Annotated in this window: 19 protein-coding genes; 6 read left to right on the top strand and 13 right to left on the bottom strand. The window is 65.0% G+C overall.

From position 1 onward, the window contains the following. Positions 1 to 24 precede the first annotated feature (24 nt). From ACZY08_RS29500 to ACZY08_RS29520, 5 genes are read right to left on the bottom strand one after another with little or no spacing between them, the layout of a single operon-like run. Positions 25 to 168 (bottom strand): hypothetical protein, encoded by a 144-nt coding sequence (locus ACZY08_RS29500; RefSeq protein WP_463748144.1) that lies wholly within the window; start codon positions 166 to 168, stop codon positions 25 to 27. After that, positions 165 to 452, bottom strand: a complete 288-nt coding sequence (locus ACZY08_RS29505; RefSeq protein ID WP_463748145.1) for a transcriptional repressor — start codon at positions 450 to 452, stop codon at positions 165 to 167. The genes ACZY08_RS29500 and ACZY08_RS29505 overlap by 4 nt, the downstream gene beginning before the upstream one ends. Beyond that, positions 449 to 1,867 (bottom strand): type IV secretory system conjugative DNA transfer family protein, encoded by a 1,419-nt coding sequence (locus tag ACZY08_RS29510; protein WP_463748146.1) that lies wholly within the window; start codon positions 1,865 to 1,867, stop codon positions 449 to 451. The genes ACZY08_RS29505 and ACZY08_RS29510 overlap by 4 nt, the downstream gene beginning before the upstream one ends. Then, positions 1,857 to 2,534 carry a hypothetical protein gene (locus ACZY08_RS29515; protein WP_463748147.1) on the bottom strand — a complete coding sequence of 226 codons (678 nt, stop codon included), beginning with the start codon at positions 2,532 to 2,534 and terminating at the stop codon, positions 1,857 to 1,859. The genes ACZY08_RS29510 and ACZY08_RS29515 overlap by 11 nt, the downstream gene beginning before the upstream one ends. After that, on the bottom strand, positions 2,518 to 2,952 hold the full coding sequence (locus tag ACZY08_RS29520; RefSeq protein WP_463748148.1) for a hypothetical protein: 435 nt from the start codon (positions 2,950 to 2,952) through the stop codon (positions 2,518 to 2,520). Before ACZY08_RS29520 ends, ACZY08_RS29515 begins: the two co-directional genes overlap by 17 nt. Before the next feature lie 98 nt (positions 2,953 to 3,050). Between ACZY08_RS29520 and ACZY08_RS29525 the strand changes: the two genes are divergently transcribed. From ACZY08_RS29525 to ACZY08_RS29550, 6 genes are read left to right on the top strand one after another with little or no spacing between them, the layout of a single operon-like run. Continuing rightward, positions 3,051 to 3,347 (top strand): hypothetical protein, encoded by a 297-nt coding sequence (locus tag ACZY08_RS29525; protein ID WP_463748149.1) that lies wholly within the window; start codon positions 3,051 to 3,053, stop codon positions 3,345 to 3,347. Next, complete coding sequence (locus tag ACZY08_RS29530) at positions 3,347 to 4,507, top strand: hypothetical protein (protein ID WP_463748150.1); 1,161 nt, start codon at positions 3,347 to 3,349, stop codon at positions 4,505 to 4,507. The genes ACZY08_RS29525 and ACZY08_RS29530 overlap by 1 nt, the downstream gene beginning before the upstream one ends. A 24-nt stretch (positions 4,508 to 4,531) precedes the next feature. Further along, complete coding sequence (locus ACZY08_RS29535; protein ID WP_463748151.1) at positions 4,532 to 5,485, top strand: hypothetical protein; 954 nt, start codon at positions 4,532 to 4,534, stop codon at positions 5,483 to 5,485. A 56-nt stretch (positions 5,486 to 5,541) separates the two neighbouring features. Next, positions 5,542 to 5,871, top strand: coding sequence for a hypothetical protein (locus ACZY08_RS29540; RefSeq protein WP_064884969.1), 330 nt, complete (start codon positions 5,542 to 5,544; stop codon positions 5,869 to 5,871). Further along, positions 5,872 to 8,874: an ATP-binding protein gene (locus tag ACZY08_RS29545; RefSeq protein WP_463748152.1), complete on the top strand. Its 3,003-nt coding sequence runs from the start codon at positions 5,872 to 5,874 to the stop codon at positions 8,872 to 8,874. Further along, the gene (locus ACZY08_RS29550) at positions 8,871 to 11,048 is read left to right on the top strand and encodes a hypothetical protein (protein WP_164480962.1); all 2,178 of its coding nucleotides are present in this window, start codon (positions 8,871 to 8,873) and stop codon (positions 11,046 to 11,048) included. The genes ACZY08_RS29545 and ACZY08_RS29550 overlap by 4 nt, the downstream gene beginning before the upstream one ends. 284 nt (positions 11,049 to 11,332) lie before the next feature. Here ACZY08_RS29550 and ACZY08_RS29555 read toward each other — a convergent pair whose 3' ends face one another. The 8 genes from ACZY08_RS29555 to ACZY08_RS29590 all read right to left on the bottom strand — a co-directional run bounded on the left by ACZY08_RS29555 (position 11,333) and on the right by ACZY08_RS29590 (position 23,066). Next, entirely contained in the window at positions 11,333 to 13,150 is a 1,818-nt protein-coding gene (locus ACZY08_RS29555; protein ID WP_463748153.1) for an ATP-dependent nuclease, read from the bottom strand. Positions 13,151 to 13,302: 152 nt separating this feature from the next. Then, positions 13,303 to 15,147 (bottom strand): type VII secretion AAA-ATPase EccA, encoded by a 1,845-nt coding sequence (eccA, locus tag ACZY08_RS29560; protein WP_463748154.1) that lies wholly within the window; start codon positions 15,145 to 15,147, stop codon positions 13,303 to 13,305. Continuing rightward, on the bottom strand, positions 15,147 to 16,772 hold the full coding sequence (gene eccE / locus ACZY08_RS29565) for a type VII secretion protein EccE (protein WP_463748155.1): 1,626 nt from the start codon (positions 16,770 to 16,772) through the stop codon (positions 15,147 to 15,149). Before eccE ends, eccA begins: the two co-directional genes overlap by 1 nt. After that, positions 16,769 to 18,502 carry a type VII secretion-associated serine protease mycosin gene (gene mycP, locus ACZY08_RS29570; RefSeq protein ID WP_463748156.1) on the bottom strand — a complete coding sequence of 578 codons (1,734 nt, stop codon included), beginning with the start codon at positions 18,500 to 18,502 and terminating at the stop codon, positions 16,769 to 16,771. The genes eccE and mycP overlap by 4 nt, the downstream gene beginning before the upstream one ends. Next, positions 18,499 to 20,097: a type VII secretion integral membrane protein EccD gene (gene eccD, locus ACZY08_RS29575; RefSeq protein WP_463748157.1), complete on the bottom strand. Its 1,599-nt coding sequence runs from the start codon at positions 20,095 to 20,097 to the stop codon at positions 18,499 to 18,501. The genes mycP and eccD overlap by 4 nt, the downstream gene beginning before the upstream one ends. Beyond that, positions 20,094 to 21,611 carry a MinD/ParA family ATP-binding protein gene (locus ACZY08_RS29580; protein WP_463748158.1) on the bottom strand — a complete coding sequence of 506 codons (1,518 nt, stop codon included), beginning with the start codon at positions 21,609 to 21,611 and terminating at the stop codon, positions 20,094 to 20,096. The genes eccD and ACZY08_RS29580 overlap by 4 nt, the downstream gene beginning before the upstream one ends. A gap of 152 nt (positions 21,612 to 21,763) precedes the next feature. Continuing rightward, positions 21,764 to 22,675: an ESX secretion-associated protein EspG gene (locus tag ACZY08_RS29585; RefSeq protein WP_463748159.1), complete on the bottom strand. Its 912-nt coding sequence runs from the start codon at positions 22,673 to 22,675 to the stop codon at positions 21,764 to 21,766. Positions 22,676 to 22,775: 100 nt separating this feature from the next. Further along, positions 22,776 to 23,066, bottom strand: a complete 291-nt coding sequence (locus ACZY08_RS29590) for a WXG100 family type VII secretion target (protein WP_082941557.1) — start codon at positions 23,064 to 23,066, stop codon at positions 22,776 to 22,778. Between the last annotated feature and the right edge of the window lie 30 nt (positions 23,067 to 23,096).

The raw sequence follows: 23,096 nt of genomic DNA on the forward strand, positions 1-23,096 counted from the left end.
CCTGTTCGCGGTGAGAGTTGGTCGTCAGATGACCGGTGCTGACAAAAGGTTCGCGATCAGTCCGACGATTCCGGCGGTGACCTGACCGATCATCCACACCGCGCCGAGCAGTGCAATCAATAAGCCACTGAGCCACGGCCCTTTTCGGGCCTTCTTTGTCGCCATCATGCAGTCTCCCTTGGTTTGCTGCTGGATTCTCGGGGCCCGACGTCGATGTGCCGGCCCGCCCGCCCCCAATGCGCTTTGACTGATCCATCAACCCGGACTCGCTCGACCAGCCCGCGCCGTTCCAGAATCAGCAGGGCGCGGTAAACCTGCTCGGCCACCAGCACCACGCCGGCCATCGTGTTGACCTGCTCGCGGATCTCGGTCGTGCTCAGGAACCCTCTCGTGGATCGCAGGACGTCGAGAATCGCCGCCTGGCGAGCATTCAGCGCCTGGCCGCTCATCATGCTTCGCTTCGTGCCATGGCACTTTGATGAAGTTCAGCAAGCCGAGTCCAAAAACTGTCGCGCCGCCGCGCCGCCGGTTCGTCCAGGACGTTCTTGATCGCCCGGTCATAGATCGCGAGAAACTTCGACCAGTCCGGGATCTCGGTCAACACGCCGGCGGTCCCGAGGCGTACCAGCCGGGCATGATCACGGTTCGGCGGGAGCAGCCGCCGGTACTCCAGCGTGCTGCCCAGGTGCGAGGACAGCGTTTTGTGGCTGGACACCTGATCGAATGTCTCCTGGCGCCGAGTGGTCTGCCCTTCCCATTCCTCAGCCCGCTGCAAGATCTCCATCTCCGGTGCGCCGAACATGATCAACGCCGACGGGAAGGTGTCGCGGAGCTCCTTCATGTAGGCGGTCCCGTACACAGTTTCCAACTGGGAGCTGGCCTGCACAGCCAGCACGAGATTCGCGCCGAGCCCTCGGCCCTCACTGATGTAGCGGCGAAGTGCCGGCATCGGGGCGGTGTTGGCAGCCTCGTCGATCACGATCAGCAGGCGGTGCCGCATCTCCTTGCGTGCCGTCTTAGCTCGGCAGACGCGTACGAGGTGGTCAATCAGGGTTACCGCGGCGCCGGCGATGGAGCCTTCAGCCGGGGTGAGGACATACAGCGTGGACGTCGGATCCTCCAGGATCGACTCATCAAACGCCGGAGGGAGATTCCCGCGCAGTTGCAGACGCATCCACGGCGTCACCGACTTTCGCATCGTCAACGCGATGCTGTCGCGCTGCTTGGGATCCATCGCCAACGTCGCCATCAACGCATCTCTGAACAGCGGAATGTCGGCCACGATGTCAGCAGCGTGCTCCCAACCAGGATCTGTCGACTTCTGCTGGCCCTGCTTAGTCAAGCGGGTGTTGTTGACAGCCAGCAGAACCCACCCGATCCCTGCCTTATTTCCGCGCGGTGAGGCTGCGTACAGCATCGCCGCCAGCGGAGTCTCAGTGTTCGACTCCCAGATTCCGGCGTCGCTGACCTGGTCTGCGCCCGAACCCATGCCCACCGCCGACATCTGCATCATCGTGTTCGCGATCGTCACAGCCTGATCTGGCGTGCCGATGAGCTTGGTCGGATCGAACGACAGCAGGGAAATGTCGTCGGGATAGTCGGCGTCGTAGTCGGGACGAAAGTCGATCAGCGCGCTCGGGCCGTAGCGCCGCTGCATGACCAGCTGCATCAGATCGTCTTTCGGACTCACTACAACCGCAGGCCCTGTCCACAGCACGGCGGCCGGAGCCAAGATACGACGCGTTTTACCGGTCTCGGTCGGCGCTGAGACCAGCACGTGGGCAGCAGATTCCGCGACCGTGCGACGGTTGGTTTCCTCGTCAAGCACGAACCCGCAGTACGGCGTCGGGGGCGGTTTATAGGCCATCGCGATCTCGCTTGATCGGGGTGCGCTCCCCTACTGGCTGGCGCGAACGGGTGCGAAACACGCTCGGCAGCATCTCGATCTCCGTGTGGAAACCGAAGTCGACCTCGTCGTGGTCCTGGGGCGGCCGCATCGGCCACCAGTCGCGCGAACCGTCAACAGCCAGCCAGCCCTCCAAGATTCCGTATATCCCGGCTGCCAGCAGCGCGGCCGGCACTTGGGCGACAATCCATGGCACAACGACCGTCGAGGCGAACGTGCCGCTGCCGGAATACGCCAGCCAGTAGATGACTGGCAGTGGCGCACCTACCGCCACCGCACTCCACATGAACGCCGCGATCGGATACGACCTCAGGTTCTCTGGGATTAGCTGGACGGTAAACGAGTAGACGCCGCGGCCGACGGCCCAGCCGATCGGTGCGAACACTGCCGCGGTCAGAACAATCACCCAGTCCACCGCCGCATAAATGGTTTCCGGGGACCGTGCCCATATCGGATGAATAATGTCATCGTCGGCAGGGTCAACCCGCGCACCGGTATTTTCCTGTGCGCGGTCGCGAATTTGACGAGCAAGAATTTCTTGTCGTCTTTTCTGAAATATGAACGTGTGTTGATGCCGTGCAATCCACTTTCGTCGGACCTCGTCGAACCGATCAGTGGGCGCCGACATCAGCGGCCTCCTGGCGGGGTGCTTGATCATCAGAATAGAACTCGCGCAGCTGTTCAGCGACACCCATCAGAAAGTCACGCAACTCTGCTGCGGTACGTCCGACGGCGACCCTCTCAGACAGCGCCACTGCGGCGTCAACACGGGTTTTCACCGTATCGACCTGGTCTGACAGTCGAATGGTCGGCTCACCCCCGTCAAGGGTGATCCTGCAGGACTCTTCCTCCCACCCCACGGCAAGCTCCAGGCGATGCATGACCCGCTCATCCATTTCACGGTTGAGCCGGGACGCCTTGTACAGGGTCGACGGTGACGGGCCACCGTGGGCGAAGAGATCCTCACGAGTCCAGCCCAACTGCACCAGTCTGCGCTGGATAAAAAACATCAGCCGGGCCGGTCCGTCCTGCGGTATTGGTCTCACAACGCAGAACGTAGCAATTGCTCATCACGTTTAGCGACAGCTATCGCAAAACTGTATTGCCACCCCTTAGCCTCAGCGTGAACTCACTAGGAGAACCCATGCGAACGATTCTCGGCGTCGCGATCGGCACCATCGCGTTCTGGTTGACGCTGCTCGCCACCGCCGTCGCCTACATCCTCGAACACAGATTTGCTATCGGCGTGGCAACCGCCCTCGTGATCACAGCAACGCTTGCCAACCGGCTGCTCGATCGCCGGCGCCGGCGCGCCGCCGCTCGGTCGCCGTTGCCCGCGTTGTCGCCGGCCCCGCGCCGCCACGGGCCCGCTGCCGTCACGGTCGGCCGCCCGGCCGGCGCTCACCGCGCACCAACGGCTCACACGCGAAAGGTCGTCTGATGACCCACCCCGACAACGCCACGCACGACGGACCGACATGGTCGGCAACCCAGGAGTGGCTTGCCGATCTCGACCGAGATCCCGATGACACGGGGTACGGCAACGAATCTGACTACAACCCAGAGGATTACGAACCCAGCGACGAGCCGGACTATGACGATCCCGACGACGACAGCTCCGCGGCGGCACCCGACGACATCGACGACTACGAGCTCGCCCCACCCGCCAGCGCCGAGAATGACAGCGATGACGAAGTCGTGGCGATCGTCGACGACGCGGACATCTACGACACGGGGAACGACGACGTCGCGGCTGACACTGCCGAAACCGCAGACGCCCCAGCGCCAGCGCCTCGCTTCAACAAACCGCTGGCCATCGGATTCGTCGCGTTCGTGGCCGTGACCACGATCGCCGTGACCAGTGTCCTGCTCGGCATGAAAAACGGCCCCGAGACCGAGGGCGAGCAGTCCGAGGCGGTCACGAGAATCACTGCCGCACCGGCAGAACCGCCGCCGCCCCCGCCAGGTGCCACCGGAGGCCCCGCAGGCATCCCGTTCACCGCGAGCGCACCGGGATGCCTACCCGGATCCACCGCAGCCCAAGCGGTCGCCAGCGGTGACCCCACCCAAGCCTGGGTCTGCGTGCGCGGCGGTGTCGACGGCCAGGTTCTCACCATCGAACTCGGCCGAACCATGGCAGTCACCGCCATCCGCATCACCCCCGGCTGGGTGGGCCCCGACGCATCCGGAGCCGACCAGTGGCTCCAACACCGCGTGGTGACCCGCGTGTCATGGATCCTGACCGACCACGGCAACAAACCGACAATCGTTCCTCAGCACACCGGAAACGTCCACGGCGAAGCACCTCAGCCGATGCCCGGACAAGGCGTGTTGGCCTCCACGATCACCATGATCGTCCAGGAAACCTCACGGCCCCCGACCGACGCTCCACCACCCGACCAGGGCCCCGCAGCGCCCGGCCCGGGTGGACTGCTCGACGACGTTCTCGGGGCTCCGCTCGGCACGCCGCCAGAGTCCTCCACCGCCCCGCTTCCCGGCTTCCCTGGAATGCCGGGAAGCCCGACCGAAACCGACCCAGTCGACAACACATTCGCCGTGTCCTCGATCACAGTCGAAGGCCACCAACCCATCCCCTCCTAACCATCAAGGAAGGCGGCACAACCAATGCCCACCAAGACCTGGCAACGTCGCATCGACACCACCGGCGGCTGGATCGGCCTCGCGTTCCTCGTCGTGGCGGTCGCGTCCTGCTCCATCGTTGCGATCTCCACGATCTGGGGATGGATCTTCAACGAGCCCACCGACGTGGACGGCCCGGCGCGCAAGCAAATCAACCGCACCGAACTGGTCGGCAATTTCGCACTGCAATGCGTCGAGAAGGCCCTGACCGTCACCGCCGATCAGCGCGCATCGCTTCAAACGTGCTGGGCCAACCAGGATCAGCAGCAGCCCCTGCCGAAAAACCCAGGCGCCGTGATCAGCTCGACCGGAGTCGCCGCGGTCACCCTCGAGGACGATCTCGGCTACGCCCAACAATGGAGCGTCATCGTCTCGGTGTCCGAGCGGCCCTACGTTGCCGCGCCGGCCACCGAACAGTGCTACCGCATCCCCGTCCTCTACAGCAGCTACGGCCTGCAGGCCACCAGCCGACCAGGCAAAGCCGACTGCGCCGGCGCCGGAGCGACCCTGCCCCTGGGGTACTCCACCACGTTGTCACCCAAGTCACCGGTATTCCAAACGCTGACAGGCTTTTTTGAGAGCTACCTGACCAACGCTGGTGGCCTGGACCGCTACATCACCGACAAGTCAGGGCTCGTCGCCGTCCCCGACTATCTGTCCGAGAGCGATGCCAAAGGCCGCGGTCCTCGCGTCAAGAAACTGCAATCAACCCGTGCGGTCCCCGACGATGCCATGCCGGCCGAAGGCACCACCATCCATGCGTTCGCCACAGTCGACTCCGTCACCCGGCAGTACTCGCCGCGGCGCGAGGACTACGCCCTCAGCCTCACCGTCATTAACGGTCGCTGGATGGTCGCCGGCATCGACTATGCCCCGCAACTGGCCACCGACGCCGAACTCACACCCGTCGTCCCCGCGCCGACAACTGGAAAGCCGTGATGCCAAACGCATCCGATCGATCAACCCGCACCAGTTAACCCCCGAAAGGAAAACCAATGCTCCCCACTACCGGCCATCTCACGGCCCTCACCGCAAACGCCCTCTCCGAACCGGGCACCACCACAACCATTCTCGCAGCGACCGATCTGACGTCGGGATCGCGATCGCTCTACACCATCCTCATCGGAGTCTTCGTCATCCTCATCTTGATCGGCGGCGGCGCCCGTGCCACGGCGGCATTCTTCGGCGGCCGCAAAGGCGAAACAATCTTGTGGGCACTGCTGTCGGTCATCGTCGCAGTCATCGTGGGATCCGGTTACGCGATCTACGTATCCACGAAGAAGACCGTCGACCAAAGCGGCATCACCACAGGACAGTTCGGCTAAATGGCCGTCGAATCCGCACAGGTGTTCAAAGGGGTGCACGACACCCCCACCTACACCGATCTGCTGTTCAACAAGTCACTGCGCATCGGGGTGGCGGTTCCGCTCGCACTCGGCGGGACCGTCACCATCGCACTGCCGTTGCTGTTCCTCGATTCCGGACACGCACAAACCCTGTTCTTCGTTCCCCTGTTTCTGACGCTCATCACCGCCGGGATCGGCGCCATGATCCCGTACGGGAAACCCAGCCTCGGATTCCGGATCCGCAGCATCTGGCGAGCGATACGACCGAAGAACGAATCCAGCCGAGACAGCATGATCCTGGCCCCGCCCGACGACGTCATCGGCCACCTGGAGTTCACCAAGCACGGCGTGTACGCCAACTACCTCGTGTCCGGGCTGCGCTACTACCTGCAGCCGACCAAACACCGCCTCGGCGCCGCCGAACGGCACCGCAACCTGGCCCGCGAAGTCCCCGCCGGCGCATGGATCTACAGCATGTCGGTACCGCAAAGCCAGCGCCAACTGCTGCGCGCGATGCTGCACGGTCACCGCGACAAGCCCGAATGGATCGCCACCTGCCAAGGACTCGTCGGCCAGCTCGCGCAGAAGAACCCCCGGACCCGCCTGTACTGGCTGCGATTTCCCGTCGACGCCGGCCGAGAAGGCCATACGCCCCTGGGCCAGGCCACCAAACTCAAAGACTGGCTGGCCGGACGCGACAAGGACTCCGACGAGTCCCTTGCCGCCTACCGCACCCTCGCCCACGACATCGTCACCTCGCTGCCGGAAGACTTCTCACCGGTGCCGGTGACCGAGGACATGGTCGACTGGTTTTGGCGGCGCACCGCCTGGCGCGGCACCTTCACCAACCCGCTCCCCCGACGCCGCCAAGGGACCGCTCGACAAGCACCCCGCAACTTCCCCGTGGCCGAGTTCGACGACGGCGACCAACTACACAACTCCGGCCGCAAACTGCCCATGCTGCCCGCAGCCGGCGTGATGGCCGCCCTGGCCATCCTCACCGCAGTGTTTGTCATCGTCGCCCCCGCAATACTGTTCGGCCTCACCACAGCCGGCCTCCTCGCCCTGTGGTGCGCCGGTGTGCGGCGGGTGCCGTCCTGGAAAAAAGTGCTGCGCATCAGCTGCCCCGACGGCCTCTACCCCGACAGCTATCAAGCCATCCTGCCGGTCACCGATATGCCCAAGGCCGGTATCCGATTTCCAGGGTCGGAGTTCCTCGACGCACTCGACGACCTCAACACCGGCGCCGAATTCGACTTCGCCATCAACCTCGTCGCCCACAACCGGGAACTGGAATTCGTGCGCAACGACCGCGCCAAGGAAAACCTCGACGACCAGTTCAAGCAACGGCACGACGCCCGCGACGGGGACCGAGAACTACGCGACACCGGCCGCCAGCTCGCCGAATACAACCGCCTACTCGCCTCCAACAGTGACGAACGTCCGATGGAGACCGCCTTCGTCATCGCGGTCGGGGCCAAAGACCCCGCAACCCTCGACCACAGCGTGAAACGCCTCAAAGAACAGCTCGCATCCTCCGGTCAGGTCTCCGTACGCCACCACCGCGGCGCCCAGGCCAAACTCTGGGCCGCATTCAACTCCGGTGTCCCCACCCACAAGAGTTCCGTCGAGCAGTTCAGCTACCGCACGACGGCACTAAAGTGGTCCCGGTTCGTTCCAATCACCTCATCGCAGGTCGGCAACACCAACGGAACACTGTTGGGCTTCAACACGTCCAACGCACTCAACAGCGCCGTCCTGATCGACCTGCCCGGCACCGCACGGCGTAACCACAACCCCTGCCTCGTCTGCAGCGGCGCACCCGGATACGGCAAGTCCTATGCCTCCAAACGCATCGCCCGCGGCGAATACCAGCGCGGCGCCCAACTGTTCATCGTCGACCCCGGCATCGAATGGGCCAAGGCATTCGCCGACGTCCCCACCGACCGCAAGGCCGTGATCGATATGGCCGGCAACAACTTCGGCTGCGACCCGCTACGGATCTTCCCCGAACGCGTCGCCGGCGGCTACTGGCTCGACTACATGATCCCGATGATGGGCCTGGACTCACGCAGCGTCGCCGTGCAACGACTGCGCACCATCCTCACCGCGCGCGCCCGCCGACAACTCAAGATCCCCAGCACGGCGGCGCTCATGGCCTACATCGCCAGCATCCAAGCACCGATCGACCAACCCGACACACGGTCCGAGCAGGTCACCAGGCTTGCCGAGGATCTCTACCCGATCCTGGTTGCCCTGCAGTCCTGGTCAACATACGACTTCACCCGCGCCATCTTCGACGACACCCTGCCCATCCCCGACCTGGCCAACCTCGACCTGACGATCTGGCTCACCGAAAGCCTCGACCTGCCCGACGCCGAGGAAATGAGCACACCCCACCTGTACAACGACCTCAGCGACCGCAAGAAGGCCTCCGTCGCCATCTACGGCATGCTCGTCCGGCTCGCCCGAACCACCTTCTTCGCCAACAAGTCCCGATTCGGCCTCATCATCCTCGAAGAAGCCGGAGGCCTGCTCAACTCCCGCGCCGGCGCCGCCGACGCACACCTCATCAGCCGCCGCGCTCGCAAGCACTACACCGGGTTGCTGATCATCACCCAGGATCCGGTAGCCGACCTCACCCTGATGGGCGACAAGTTCATCACCCAACAACTCATCGTCCCGTTCGAAAACGAGGAACTGGCAAAAGAAGTCGCGCGTAAAGCCGGACTGCGCGCTGCCGACTACGACGACCTTGAAGAGTACTTCCTCGCCGACCCGGATCCCGAAGACATGCGTGAACCGACCGACTTCGACGACGACGAAGACGAGGGCACCGGTCGACCCAATCGCGGCTCTCGGATCGGCAAGGCCTTCTTCATCGACGAATTCCGCCGACCGGCCCCCATCGTCGTGGCCCACGAACCCGACGCGCGCATCCACGCCGCCTACGACACCACGCCAGGTCAGGAGGCAGCATGAGCACGCTCACCAAAACGGAAAAGGTCCATCCTGCCGAGCGGTTCGGGTACTTCATGGCCACGCACCCGAGAATCCGGCGCGTCAGCGTCTTCTGGTCAGTCGGCCACGTTCTCGCACTCTGGTCGGTCGTCGCCGCACCACCGGCGTTCGCCTCAACCATGGCCGGCGTTTTGAACTGGACTGGTATCAAGGACAGCTACGGCGTTCCCCTCGGCAGCTACTACCTGTCAGTGGTCTCGGCCGGAGAAGCGATCACAGAAGCCGGCCCCGATCTGTCCATCAACCCGGCCAGCTGGGCGCGGTGGCTCGGCAACGCGATCATCACCGGTGTCAGCCATGACACCGTCGTCAGCTGGCTGCAAGCACAAGTGTCGATTTACGTCTTCATGATCACCGTCGCGTTGTGGCTGCTGCGGTTCGCCATGTCATCAACCTGGCTGTACTGGCTGGCCACCTGGTTCCGACCCCTGTTCGAGATGCTGCGCACTCTGCTGATCGACCTGTGGGTATTCCCGATTTGCCTCCTCCTGGCCCTCGGCTACGGCGCCTATCAGATGGTGTGGCACGGCCGACGCGGCCTCGGATGGAGCATCATGCTCAGTAGCCTGGCGATCGGCGTGATCGCCATGATCCTCGTGTTCCAAGGCGATCCCCTCGGCGAGCTGTCCGGGGATCACGGACTGCTGTTTCAAGCCCGCACACTGGCTTTCACAGCCGCCCAGGGAGCCGTCAACAACGGCTCCCTCGTGCCTGGCGGAGACAATGCGGCCAACTTGGACCAACTGACCGGCGTGACCGCGACGGCCGTCCTGCGCCATCCGCTGCAGATTCAGAACTTCGGCATGGTCGTCGACGACGTGGGCACCTGCGCCAGCGCCTACTCCAATGCACTGATGGCTGGGGATAGGCGAACGCTGCCGACACCAGTCGGAATGCCCGGATCGCCGGCGTCGGCCGCGACCGACGTCCTGCCGTTCCTGGGCGGTGGAGACCATTCCGGCCCCGCCCACGCGATGGCCAAATGCGGAGCACCCCAGGCGCTCGCACACGCCCAACAACTCGACTTCGGCAGCTTCGCTGTCGGCGTCGGGTTCTGCATCCTCGGTCTGCTCTTCACATTCTTCATCTGCTATGTGACGTACAGCTACGTGATGGTCTGCGGCGCAGCGTTTCTCAATTGCATACTTGCGCTCTTCGGCGCGGGGCCCGCAATGATCGATGGCAAGCCGCGCGAGCGTGGAAAGCGCCGCATCAAGGAATTCTTCAAGCACGCGTTCCTCGTCTTCGCCTACGTCGTGTACATCTCATTCACCGCAGTCATCATCCTGAAAACCGTTGCGCCGGGCGGATATGCGTCACAGGTCGGCATGACCCACCCCGTTGCGCAGCTCGTGATGATCGCGATCATGTCGGCGGTGGCCATCGGTCTGTTCTGGTGGATGAAGAAGGAACTCAACGACCACACCCGCCAAGACCTCGTGCACGCGGTGCACCAAGTCATCGACACTGCCCGTGCGGGATACGACAAGGGCCAGGCAGCCGTCGACAAAGGCATGTCCGCCACCCAACGCGGCAGAGACTGGCTGATGGACAAAGGAGCAGCCGGCGGCGGTGGGAGCGACGACGCGGACGATCAACCACTCACTGGGCAGCCCGTCCAAGGACGTTCCAGCGTCAACAAGCCCTCATCGACAAGCGCTGGAGGCGGCGGTGCTGGTGGGTTGACTGAATCGCTACCTGTACCTAGCGGTGGAGGTGGCGGTGCCCTGCCGGCGGCGGGCGAGGGTGCCGCAGGTGGTGCAGCGGCCGGTGCGGGCGGTTCGGCGGCCGGCGGTGCAGCAGCTGTGGTCGCTCCAGAAGTTGTAGCGGGTCTCGCGGTAGCCGAGAAGGTGCAAGGTGGCCGCAAACAACACTCCGCGCCCCGTGGCAACGGCAACGGGAGGCCTTCGCCTGACGCTCCCCCGGTCATCGATGCCAACGGTCCCCAACATTCCTGGGTGCCAGGAGATTACGGCTCCCAGGCTCCGGCCGACGGCCGCACCAATCAGCCGGCGAATAGTCAACAACGAACGCTGCCACCTCCACCGCCGCCGCAGCAGCAGCCCATATTCGACACCGACACCAACGACTACTGGAATGAGCCACCAGCACCCGGCAGAGGCCAGCAGCGCTGACCTTTTGTGGTCAGTTTGTCGGGTTCGTGGCCCCAGTGTCGGTCTCTTCCCTGGCAGGCCCAGGTGATGGCCACCCCAGATCGGCCACCATCTGGGCCACATTGCCTCGATAGACGTCGAACCGTTCATGCTCAAGCAGCCGGCGCGCAGCACCACCGGATCACTGCCGGCGTGCAGCAGGACGAACACCCCAACAGCCAAGGCACCAACCACCTGTTCAATTGCCGGGGCCCGCGTCGGCATGAACCTCGGAATCGGCCGCGGACCCGGACGGAAGGCGGGGTTCAGAGTGGTGATCGCTCATGCTCCGAGACAATGCCCCGGAGCCATTCTTCCAGTGGACGGATAGCGCGGGTTGATGTCCGCTCGCTTAAGTGTTCCCTCAGCAGCGCCGACGGCAGATGGGGTTTCGCCTTGCCGGATTTTCTGCTGGTGGAGTTCCAGCCCTTGGAACCAAGCCAAGAAGCCAGTTCCTCCTTGCCCTGGCCCCCTTCGGCGAACCGTGTCGCGGTTGCTCTGTCGACCTGATTCACACCGTCTGGACCGAGCTTCTCCGCAAGGCGCTTCTGCCCCACGGTGTCAAGCAGAAGGCCCTCTAGGTCAGATGCAAGCACGAACACATCCCACGCATTGAGCTTGGCGTTCAGCTCCTCCTGCTGCTCTAACGCTGCCGTCAGTTTGGACACATGCCTGTCGGCCAGGACACACAGCTGTGAGACCTCGCTTTGCGACGGTGGAGAATCCTTCGCCTTCAGGATCCCCAGCACCTTGCGCTTGCCGTCGCCAGCCTTGTGCATCCCGTCCTTGTCGGTGATGCAGTAGGCCTGCACCCCGAAGAGCTGCGCGAGGCGGAGCAGACGGGGAATGTTGTCGATGCTCGACGCTTCGATCACGGTGATGCCGATGGCATAGTGCCCGCCGGCCCCGCCTGTGATTCTCTCCAGTAGGTAGTCAACGAGCAGTTTGTCGCCGTGCCCCTCGACAAGAATCACTGCGCTCGCGAATATCAACTCGCTGTTGGTCGCGTCGCAGTCTCGCGACAGCCGCCCCTCTTCGGCCTCCGACAGCTCTTGCCGTTTCGCCTCGTAGTTGGTCCCGGACGGACTCAGCGGCAGTCGGACGATGCGGCGGACGGAGAAGGAGTCCACGAGGACCGGGCTGTGGGTCGTCACGAGAAGCTGTGCGTCGCTGGATATATCCCGGAGGATTTTCGCCATCGCACGCTGAGTTTGTGGATGGAGGAACGCCTCAGGCTCCTCGATGACGAACACAACTTTGCCCGCTGTCTGGTTGCTCCGCGATGCGACATACCGGAGGATGCCGAGCACCATTGCAGACTGGAAACCCGTACCGCGCTCGGCGATGGAAACCTCGATCTCGTCTCTGCTCGTGATGACGGCTTCGCTGAGCATGCCACGCAGCGCGTGCCGGGAGTCTGGCAGCTTTATACCGAGATCGCGCTCCCGGAACGGCAATTCGGAAGCGACTGCCTCGATCGAGTCGCTTAGCACTCTGTGTACGAGTTCCTCGACCGGAGCGATCGCGTCTTCGAACTCCTTCTGCAACTGGGTCTTGCGCGAACCGCCTGAGCGCACCAGAACGCCTTCGAGGGTCTCATGCAGACGAAGCAGCGACTGGTCGTTCTCCCCTTTGCCTGTCTCGCTCACACGGACAGATGGGATCTTGACGAAGCTGAAGGATTCCAGCACCCGTTGGTAGATGTCGCGGGCGCGTGGCGAATTGCGGCTCGTGTGGTAGCTGATCGTCCCGCCCCGGGTGCAAGAGATCTTGACCCAGAAAGTTCCGTTTCTCCTTACCACCGCATCGGAGAAGTCAGCTGCTTCTTCCTCGGTTAGGCCAGCAAACTGCACCTGAATGCTCGACATCATGCGCGGTCCGCCGTGAACGTAATAGTCGTGTAGCGGTTTCAGCCGCTGCAGGTCCATGCTTGACGGGTCCGCGAAGAATGTCTCAAGCATACGGAGCAGTGAGGACTTACCGGCGTTGTTCGGACCCGCGATGAGCTGCAGCTGGGGGTCGACTTCGATACTCAGCCGCTCAAACCCCAGGAACCGCTCGACGTCCACACGATCGATATGCACGTCGTCAACCTACTTGCGTAGGTTGCCTCGCAAACATCGTTACCCTCAATCCTGTGCTGAAGCACCCTGAGTCGCACATCGCTGTGAAACAGCCCTGCCAACAGGTGTGGCGCTGGCGACATGAGCGGGCGGTGTCTGCGGCTCGGAATGGGTCAGGCTGTGGTCGGAATGACCGAGTCGAGATCGACGGCCCCCGGGACAGCGGTGGCCAGAACTGTTCGCAAAGCCGCGGCGATATCGCGCTCGGTGATAGTGGTCATGGTCGTGTCATCGACCTCGCCGGTGTCGAGTTCTTCGGCGATACGCAGCATCTGCTCGTCGAAGCTCTCCTCGATCACGTTGCGAATGAAGCGGCCGTTGCCGGCGACGTCGAGAACACGCCGCGGTTTACCGGGTTGCCCGTCGGAGTCGATTGTCTCCACCTGGTGCTCGGCCAGCTTGGCGCACACCCGCTCCAGAAGCTCGCTGGCCACCGGGTCGATGGTCGACTCTTTCTGGGCCGCTATGGAAGCCGCGATCGCACCCAGCTCGGTCGGGATGTAGGACGCGAACCGGATCCGCCGCGGTACCCGGCTTCCCAGACCTTCGTTGGACGCCAGGAAGCGGTCGATCTCGTCGTCATAGCCGGCGATAATCACCATGAGCCGATGCCGATCGTTCTCCATGCGGGCAAGGAGTGTGTCGACAGCCTCCTTGCCGAAGGCGTCCCCGCCCGACAGGCCTTCCTGGATCAGCGTGTAGGCCTCGTCGATGAACAACACCCCACCCAAGGCCTCGTCGATCTTCTTGTCGGTTTTCTCGGCGGTCTGCCCGAGATAGCCGGCGACGAAGTCAGCGCGTTTGGCCTCAACGACTTTCGGCGTGGGCAGAATCCCCAGGCCGCAATAGATGTTGGCCACCACACGGGCGATGGTGGTCTTACCGGTCCCGGGTGGCCCGGTGAACGCCATGTGGTGACTGCGGACGATCAGCGGCAGACCACGCTCCTCCCGAACCTTGTTGACCTTCGCAGATGCCCGCAGCTTGTGCACCTGCCGCTTGACCTCGACCAGGCCGATCTGCCTGTCCAGTTCGGCCTCAGCCTCGGCAAGCAACTCGGCTTGCTGGTCGGCCTGCTCGGTCTCTGGGGTGGGTTCGGTGTTCGGATCCCACGGGTCGGTACGAGCTTCGATCGTTTCAGGGTTGGTGATCGTGAGCCGGCGGTCCTTGTCGTCTTGCGCCTGGCGTGCGGGTGCGAACTTCGGGTCGCGTGCGTACACGCGCCGCAAGAGCTGCGCAGCGTCGTCGTGCTTGCCCAGATGGCGCAGACACATGGCCTGGGTGTAGAGCGCGATCGTGGCCGCGTGCGGCACCAGTTCGTTGTCGATCGCCGTTTGAGCTCGGCGATAGGCGTCCTCGAACACCCCCAATGAGGCCAGCGCCGTGCTGGCCATCGCTGCGGCCGCGGCGCCGTAGACCGGTTTGCGCCAGACCTTGTCGACGGTGAAGAACCGCAGGACGTCGGGCCATCGTTTGGCCTGGAAATGCAGCACCCCTTGTGCGTAGGCGTGCAGGTCGGCGTCGAACGGATCGGTCGGCGACAACTCGTCGAGCACCTCGCTGGCATCGGCGTAGCGGCCTTCGCGGGCCAGCGCCGTCGCATAGCCGGTCAGCAAGGAATCGCGGGAGGTGATCTCCAGACTCACGAACAGTCCATCGAAAACCATTGGGCAGAAAGAGGACTGCAAGATACCGAGACGCTGAAATTCCCACCCGAACGTTGACCGTGCCTCGCAGGCTCCCGCCAATGTCTTGGCCGAGTCGTCGCCGGCGTGGATGCGCGCCAGCCAGGCGTCACACATCGACGGGTCGGTGTCGGTGGCGATCCGGAAAGACTTGGCCGCCACCTCGGGATTGTTACTGGGCATCATGTTGTTCACACTCACGCCCGAGGCCAACAGCCCTCGGGTGAGCGCCTGACGGGCCGCCTCTGCGCTCTGCATGTTCGCCACGGTCATCAGGCCACCCGCCCCCGCTTCTGTGTCCGGATCAGATTCCGCTCGGTGCTCAGGTCGGAGTTCAACCGGTGAGTGAACTCAGCGGTGCGCAGGACGCACGTATTTTCCGAGTCCTGTTCCAGGTGAACGTCAGCGACGCTGGCGGTCCGCGCCGGCACCAACCGTACCGTGATGGCAGCGCGCGGGCCGGCGGCAGCGCGGGCCGCGCTGGATCCTGCCGAGGAGCGCGGATCGTCGTAGATCACCATCACCCCGTCGCCGTTGTTCGGCAGTTTCGGTGGCAGGCCGGGAACGACATGCAAACCTGCGCCGGTGGCATCGCGCCACATGTCCGGCCGCGACGAACGCACCAATACCTGGTAGCCGATCGCCGCGTGGCTCATCGCCAGTTGCAGCATCTGGGCGACTTCACTGGCCACGGTGACGCTGGCCGTTGATGCGGGCACCGCGTTGGCGAGGCTGACCAGCAGCAGGTGCCCGCTCATGGTGGAACCGATGATGACGCCCGTCGAGCCGATAGGTGCCCGCAGATCCTCGCCGGCGCGCAGGAGCCGATGGGGAACTCTCAGACGCGGTGTGGGCGCGTCGGCCACGCTTGCCCGCACACCCAGGTCATGCCTCCCCGACAGAGGGTTGAGGCCAAGGATGGGTGGTTCGCGTAGCGGACCTCCGGTGGCGTAGCGCACCAACAGCCCGACCTCGGTGGACTGTTCCGGCCCGGGCCGCAGCTGCAGGGCGGTGGCGGTGTAGTCGCAGTCGGAAACCCAGACCCGGTCGAGTGTCTCGCTCGAAATGTCCTGCGGGGACACCCAATACGCAGTGACGGAGCCGCCATCATGATGCAGGCCCGTCCAGCCCGGGCGCGACGGTTCGCCAATGCCGGCGCCCAATACGGTGTCGATGTCGGCGAGCTCGGCGGCATCGACCACCCGGGCAGGGCAGTGCTGAGCGGTCAGCTCGGCCGCTAACCGCTGCGCACATGCAGTCAACGTGGCGGCCACAGATTCTCGGCACCGGACCGCGTCGACGTTGTCATGGCTGTTCATCCGCAGCACGCAGACGGTGCGGCGACTGCCCATCGCACCGTGATCGCCCACCTTCCTCGAGTAGGTCGCCGCATAGGGGTGGTGCTGGTTGGGTGCCCGGCGCCGACCGACGCTGAGCACGTCAATCCCCGACAGCGTCACATCGAACTGCCGCAGGGCCTCGGCGACAACCGCGATCGGCAGACTGGCCGGTGATTGCACGCGGTTGTGGTCAAGCACCGACGGAGTGTGTGAGCGCCCGTCCACCGCAACCACCGCGATCAGCTCTGCGCCGTGGGCACGCACCGCCGCCGACGTCGGAGGCCACTGCGTCGTGTGATCAGCGGCCTCAGTCACCGCCAGCAACCCCGTCGCCGGCCGTCGCCGCAGGAGACGACCGACCAGGGTCAACACATGCTCGTGACGCCACGTCAGCAGGACAGCGGCGACCACCACCACGGCGACCCCGATCGACACCCACACCGCGGCCGGACCGGCCAGGGTCGAGGAGACCCCTGCCAGAACCACTACAGCGGCGAGGAACGCCACGGCCAGCCGCGCCCAGCTCGCCCGCACACCGAGTGCGAACATCGGCTTCATCGGACCCTCCTCGATCGCATCGCGGTCAACCCCACAGTGATCACGCACAGTGCGAGCACGCCACCGATCCCGCCGAGAGCGACCCACACCGGTGTCATGTTCCGCGGTGGCGGAGCAGGCGGGATGAACAGTGGCGACGAAAGACGTTCCGGCCCAACGCGAGCGCCCGGATCCTTCAAGTCCCACGTCAGTGCGGCGACCGGATCGACGATGCCGTGACCGACCTGGTTGTCGACGCCGCGGGCCGGCGGCCGAGCCGTACTGATGAGCCGATTGATCACCTGATGAGCTGTGAGCTCCGGGAATTTGGCTCGCACCAGCGCCGCGACACCGGACACGATCGCCGCGGAGAACGACGTGCCGGCCGGCGCCACCATGGCGTTGTCGCGGCCTTCCGTGGCGTTGATCAGCCCGTCGTCGCGGGGCGAGAGGCTGACAACGTCGGTGCCGGGAGCGGCGAGACCCACCCACGGGCCCGCGACGCTCAGATCGGTCAACGGATTGCCCGCGGAGTCCACCGCCCCGACCGTCAGGACGTACTGGTCGAACCACGCCGGCGTCACCACGGTCTTGACCTGGCCCCAGTTGCGCGGATCATCCGGTGTCATCGGGTTGTACTGCGGATTCTGCTCGCAGTCAGTGTTGCCACCCGACCCGGTATTGCCGGCAGCGGCCACAATCACCGCGTTCTTCTCCACCGCGGCGTAGCGCAGGGCGGCACCCAGCGCACCCTGGTCGATCACATTCAACGCGTTCATGCACGACACCGCACTGATGTTGATCACCTGGGCGCCCATGTCCGCGGCGTGACGGACCGCGCGAGCCATCGTCTGGATGTCGCCGGCCTTCTTCCGCGTGGCCGGATCCTGATCGCCGCTGAATGCATCCTTGGGGCTGAACGCTTTTGAGGACTGCCGGATCGAGATGAGCTCCACATCCGGTGCCACACCGGAGAATCCGTCGGCCGGCGGCAGTGGTGGTGGCGGCGGCGGGGCTGGCTCGGCCGGCACCTCGACATCGTCGACCGGTTCTTGCGGGATGTTGAATCGGTTGCTCACCGCTTGCACCCGCACGGTCGTGCCTGTCGGCTGCCAGGCCGACGGCGCGATACCCGGTTCCCCTGGCGGGGGCGGGCCAGCAGGCGCCGGCGGCGGCGGCGGTGGTGGTGATGGGACTTGCACGATCACCGTTTGCGGCGGCGGTGGCGGCGGCGGCGCTTCGCTCGTCGGAACCGTGTCCGGCCGGCGGGGCTGGCGCGGCGGCGGCAAGGGGGTCTTGCCGTCCATCGGTGCCGCGGCGATCAGCGATGCCACCCACGTGCCGTGCGCATCGCAGTCCGACAGACCGTCACCGCCCTCCATCACATAATCGCCCCCGCCGATGAGGTTGGGCAGGCGAGGATGTGGGCTGACCCCGGTGTCGATCACGGCGACCTTGACGCCGGCGCCGCGCCCCCACCGCCACGCCTCGGGCAGATTGAGCATGTCCATGTAACGCGGCTGCACCCTGTAGTCGGTGTCGGGAAGCGTGGCCACGCGGGTGCAGTAGGCGCCCTGGCGCATCGGTTCTGGCGGCCCGGGCGGACCGTCAGGCGGCAACGCGCCCGGGTCGACGCTGGGCGGTTCGATCGCCCAGGCGGTCGGCGCACCCCACAGCGTGGAGGTGGCCACCAAACTCATCGCGGCGACGGCCGAAACCATCGGTGCCAGAAGCCGACTGCGGCGGTTCATGAGCGGTACCTGATCGCAGAGAACACTTCCATCGCCCAGAACGCCAGCGGCCACACCGCCGCCAGCAGGAGGTACTCAATCCATTCCACGAACTGCTCGAACACCGGCGTGTAGGTGCTGCGCGGGACAATCACGGCGGCGATCAGGCCGACGGTCGGAAGCGCCACGATCAGCCCGCATCCGACGAGCAGTGCGGGAAGCGACCACAGCTGCAAGACGGAGCGCAGCGCCACCACCACGATGATCGTCACGGCGGTCACTGCGAGGATCGACGACTGCCACCGATCGGTGTACGACCGGCCGTGCAGCAGCACCGCAGCGGCCACCACACCGGCCAGCGCCACCATCAGCCACCGCCGGGGAGCCTGTGGATCGCACAGCCCCAGGCAAGCGATCACCAGAAGAATGCTGAAGGCCATCAACATGCCCGTGATGTAGACCCGGGACCGTTCGGTGTTGCGCGCCACCTGCTGTACCGACTCCGGGCCTTCCAGCACCGGGCGGCCCCCCACGACCACCACGACCTCACTAGGCAGATACGGCCGAGTCTCAAACACCCACGGCCGCCCTGGAGGCGGCATGACCGGCAACCGGATCTTGCCAGCAATACGGGCCAGGCCCGGGGTGACTTTCATCCCGACCATGGCCACCAGAAGCACACTGGCCAGCAGCACCGGAGCCGATGTCACCAACAGCATCCGCACCGCCCCGGTCACCAACGCCACCAGCCCAAGAACGATCACCGCCGTGCACAACGAGACGTGACGGCCCGTGTACCGCAACGTAAGTCCGGCGGCGGCCAACGCCACCGTGGCCCCCAGCGCACCGTGAGGAGCCCCAAGCGGACCGGGCACCACCAGAGCAGCCGCGACAGCTGCAGCAGCACAGCCAGTGAGCCGTAACGTGTCGGCCACGGCGACCTCGGTCTGCCATTCCGACCACGCGTGCCGATCCGACGAGTCGTCTTCGACGAGCACCCGCCGCGTCACCCCAGCCCGCATCGCCAGCACGGTTGCAGCCACCAGGAGCGCCAGCGCAACCACGGCCGCAGCCGCCGCCGGCACAAACCCGTCGTGGCCGTAGCGCCAGCGCGCCAGCACGGCCAGCACCACGAACACGCTCGCCGACAGCAACCCAACACCGATGCGGGCGGCCAGGCCCGGGGTGATCTTCTGCCGGTTGCGGCGCAGCTCGGTCGCCGCGGCCGTGGTCACATTCTCGATAACCGGGGTGCGGGATTCGGTGTCGTCGACGAACTGCAGCCACAGTTTGGTGCCGTCGACCACGCCTTGCTCGGCCAGTGAACGCGACGGCCGCAGCATGGTGCCGTCAACCCAGCACAGCGCCCACCGGCCCCGCACGACCTTTCCTTTGCCGTCGGTCGCGCCGGCCGGTTGCAGCTTGGGACGTCCGATCTGGTCGAGTCGCTGGTTGGACAGATCAACTAGGGCCGACATGTGTCGCGACACCGGGGCCACCGCATCGAGCACGACCCCGAACTGAACGTCGGCGACCATCAACGCCACCTGGACCCGGTTGGCCGAAGGCGATGGGTCGGCCGCCACCCCGCTCACGTGTGGCTGCACAGCCGTCATCGCGGGCTCACCCCACCGGGAGTGGGAAAGCCTTCCGCCACCCATGCGGCAATTTCGGTGTAGGCCAACCGAGTTGGCTTACGCAGGGCATCGAAGTCCAGGACCGCCCCGTCACGAAGGTGCTCGTCGAACGGAACGAACTTCACCGCACCGACCCGCTGTTCCAGCGAGTGAGTGACGGCGGTGACGAATTTCTTTTCAGCGCAGTCGTATAGGTCGTTGAGCACCACCACCGACCGGCGGAGCAGGTCATGCTTACCCCTGGCGGTGAGCCAGTCGATGGTCTGTTCGGCGGCCGCGGCACCGTCGAAGTTCGCCGTTCCGACGATCACCAATGCGTTGGCCGCACGCAACACCGCTGGCATCACCTGGTGCTCGACATTGGCGCCGCAGTCGATCAACGCCAGCTGATAGAACCGGCGCGTACGAGCGAGCGTCGTGTTGAACATGTCCGAGGTCAACCCCAACGGGTTGGCTACATTCTGGTTTCCGGCAAGAACTTCCAGACCCTGCGGGTTCTGGCCTGTGCGTGCGCGCGACTGCGGATAGGTGTCGGTGTAATTGCGCTTCGCGATCTCCTCGCCGTCGGCGAAGTACTCGCGGATGGTCGAGGTGGCACGGGGATCGACCACGCGGCCGAGCGCCCCGTAGGTCGGATTGGCATCGATGGCGATTACCGGCTCATTGCGGTACGTCGCGAACACCGTGCCGATCCCCGCCGTCGTGCGTGTCTTGCCGACACCGCCCTTGATCGAGAGCACCGCAACTTGGTAGTTGCCCGGAATGTTGCCCGCGATCTGGGCTTGGCGCTCCAGCTGCAGTCGCTCGGCCGGCCCCGCTCCGAGATTCACTACGTGCCCGCTGCCGACGTACACCGCGTGCCGCCAGCCCTCCTCAGGTGGTATCCGGCGGGTCTTGACCAGATCGTCGTGACGAAGATGACGGGTTGCCTCGGTGGCCCAGGCCGGCGTCAGTGATCCTTCACTGGCCGCCGCCCAACTCGCGATCTGCAGCGGCGCTGAGGATTCACTGTCGGATCCGGGCCGTGCGACCGCAACACCGTGGGCATCGGGGTACGGCTGTCGTGCGTGCCACTGTTGCCCGGTCTGGGAGCTCTGATTCGCCTGTGGCTGCTGCCCGTTGACGGGCTGGTGCTGGCCCGGGTGCTGATATTGCACCGGTGGCTGCTGGTACTGCCACGGGGCAGCCTCGGCATTGGCAGATGGCGCTGGTAGATGCCGGCTCGCTGGAGCATCGTTCTGCCGTTGGTCGGCTCGTCGGGCCGCGTCTGGTTGAGCCGCGTGCCGCGCGATCACCTCAGCGACCTCGGCCGGCATCGGGCCGACGATCGTCGGGTCGTCGACAACGGGCCGACTGGGCTCGCTGACCTCGGGCTCGGGAGGCAGGGCGGGTTCGGTCAACGGATCCTTCTTCCCCTCGGCCGCCTCGTCCGCGCTGTCGCTGCTACCGGCTTGATCGCTGAAATAGCGCGTTGCGAAATCCTGGTTGTCCATTTCTTAATCCACCCCAATTGCTCACTGTGACGGGCTCTGCACCAATCCTATGGCCCGCAAATACCGCTTAGCGACGGTCAACCGTGACTTTCCGTGATCCATTTGCCCGATCGTGCTTTGTCCACCATGACCAGCTGTTATCCGCTCGCATGTCATGCGCGGCGATGCGTCTCCCATGACCGAACCCCCACCCCTGTCAGCACCGTCTTAACCCCCTGCTCGATCTGGGCTGCGCTGCCCGGGGCGATCGTCATCCATTCCTCCGCAGCCCCGCGGACCGAGGGCAACTGATAGAGCACAACCCTGCCAGCATCGCTGTCGCGGACGTCCAGCGTGGAGGAACTGGTGTGTACTGCCGCTTCGTCGTAGGCGCGCGCATACAGCACCGCCTCGGCCACCGGCGCATCCATGAGCTCGCCGAGCTCGGCGAGGTCGGCCGCCCGCACGCCCATGGTGCGCAACGCGGTGTCACGCTGCGGCGAATCCGCTTCAAGCCCGGCTCGTTCGGCGGCGGCCGTCAGGATCTCCTCCAACGGCACATTGATCGCGGTCATCCGTGACGGGCCACAAGGATGCACAGTGTCGAGCAGGCCGACGACCAGGCCGGCCAGCCATCGAGCATCGCCGCCGCCGTCGACGTCGTCGATCGTCACGTCGTCGCCAGCGCGAACGGCCGACACCCAGTGTCCGTCCTGTCGAGCGATCACCACCCTCAACTCCCCGTCCGGGATCGATCGCCATGTGCTCGGATCGTCGAGATCGGGAATGGACTGTTGCCGCGCGCCCGGGCCCACCTGAACTGCCACCTCGACGTCGGGAACCGCCAGAACGCGAAGCCGCCGGGCCAGTGATTCGATGACACGTCCGTCAGGGCCGACCATGCCTTGCTCGCGTAGGCCTTCGACCGCGGGATGGCCGTTGAGCCACTCGTCGCTGCGGGCGGCGCCGTAGGGCCACGCCTCCAATTCCGGTGCCAGACGTGGGATTCCGAGCATCGCTTGCAGCACCCACAGGGCTGGCATGTTGACGGTCACGTCGGCCGCAGACTCGCGTGTCGCGCTCATTGTTGCTCTCGTTTCTCGATGTCGTTAATACGGCAAAGCGGCGGCACCCATGTCGCAGGGTGCCGCCGCTTCTCGCCGCGATGAGTCGTTGGGCGTGGGCCTAGATCCACGAACCGCCGACGGCGCTGTCGGTGTGCGCCATGTTGTTGCCGGCTGTGCGCACCTTGTTTCCGTGCTCGCTCAGCGACTGGTAGATGGTCTGGAAGTTGCGGCCCAACTCGGTGACGAACTGTTGGTAAGCGTTGCTGCCCGCGCCGCCCCAGAATTCCGCGGACGCTTCGACGTCACGCAGGATGGCCTGATGCACCGCCTCCAACTGCCCGGCCTGGGCGGCCAGGGTCATGCCGTGATGGTCGACATCTTCGAATCCGTACTTCATCGGTTGTGACATGGTTGATTTCTCCTCAGGGATGCCGGGTTG

The organism is Mycobacterium sp. IDUB_9, from assembly GCF_055419505.1.

What these genes read in the sequence shown, in the direction of transcription:
- ACZY08_RS29500 (WP_463748144.1), bottom strand. Translation starts at nt 168, where the DNA reads ATGATGGCGACAAAGAAGGCCCGAAAAGGGCCGTGGCTCAGTGGCTTA.
- ACZY08_RS29505 (WP_463748145.1), bottom strand. Translation starts at nt 452, where the DNA reads ATGATGAGCGGCCAGGCGCTGAATGCTCGCCAGGCGGCGATTCTCGAC.
- ACZY08_RS29510 (WP_463748146.1), bottom strand. Translation starts at nt 1,867, where the DNA reads ATGGCCTATAAACCGCCCCCGACGCCGTACTGCGGGTTCGTGCTTGAC.
- ACZY08_RS29515 (WP_463748147.1), bottom strand. Translation starts at nt 2,534, where the DNA reads ATGTCGGCGCCCACTGATCGGTTCGACGAGGTCCGACGAAAGTGGATT.
- ACZY08_RS29525 (WP_463748149.1), top strand. Translation starts at nt 3,051, where the DNA reads ATGCGAACGATTCTCGGCGTCGCGATCGGCACCATCGCGTTCTGGTTG.
- ACZY08_RS29530 (WP_463748150.1), top strand. Translation starts at nt 3,347, where the DNA reads ATGACCCACCCCGACAACGCCACGCACGACGGACCGACATGGTCGGCA.
- ACZY08_RS29535 (WP_463748151.1), top strand. Translation starts at nt 4,532, where the DNA reads ATGCCCACCAAGACCTGGCAACGTCGCATCGACACCACCGGCGGCTGG.
- ACZY08_RS29540 (WP_064884969.1), top strand. Translation starts at nt 5,542, where the DNA reads ATGCTCCCCACTACCGGCCATCTCACGGCCCTCACCGCAAACGCCCTC.
- ACZY08_RS29545 (WP_463748152.1), top strand. Translation starts at nt 5,872, where the DNA reads ATGGCCGTCGAATCCGCACAGGTGTTCAAAGGGGTGCACGACACCCCC.
- ACZY08_RS29550 (WP_164480962.1), top strand. Translation starts at nt 8,871, where the DNA reads ATGAGCACGCTCACCAAAACGGAAAAGGTCCATCCTGCCGAGCGGTTC.
- eccA (WP_463748154.1), bottom strand. Translation starts at nt 15,147, where the DNA reads ATGACCGTGGCGAACATGCAGAGCGCAGAGGCGGCCCGTCAGGCGCTC.
- eccE (WP_463748155.1), bottom strand. Translation starts at nt 16,772, where the DNA reads ATGAAGCCGATGTTCGCACTCGGTGTGCGGGCGAGCTGGGCGCGGCTG.
- mycP (WP_463748156.1), bottom strand. Translation starts at nt 18,502, where the DNA reads ATGAACCGCCGCAGTCGGCTTCTGGCACCGATGGTTTCGGCCGTCGCC.
- eccD (WP_463748157.1), bottom strand. Translation starts at nt 20,097, where the DNA reads ATGACGGCTGTGCAGCCACACGTGAGCGGGGTGGCGGCCGACCCATCG.
- ACZY08_RS29580 (WP_463748158.1), bottom strand. Translation starts at nt 21,611, where the DNA reads ATGGACAACCAGGATTTCGCAACGCGCTATTTCAGCGATCAAGCCGGT.
- ACZY08_RS29585 (WP_463748159.1), bottom strand. Translation starts at nt 22,675, where the DNA reads ATGAGCGCGACACGCGAGTCTGCGGCCGACGTGACCGTCAACATGCCA.
- ACZY08_RS29590 (WP_082941557.1), bottom strand. Translation starts at nt 23,066, where the DNA reads ATGTCACAACCGATGAAGTACGGATTCGAAGATGTCGACCATCACGGC.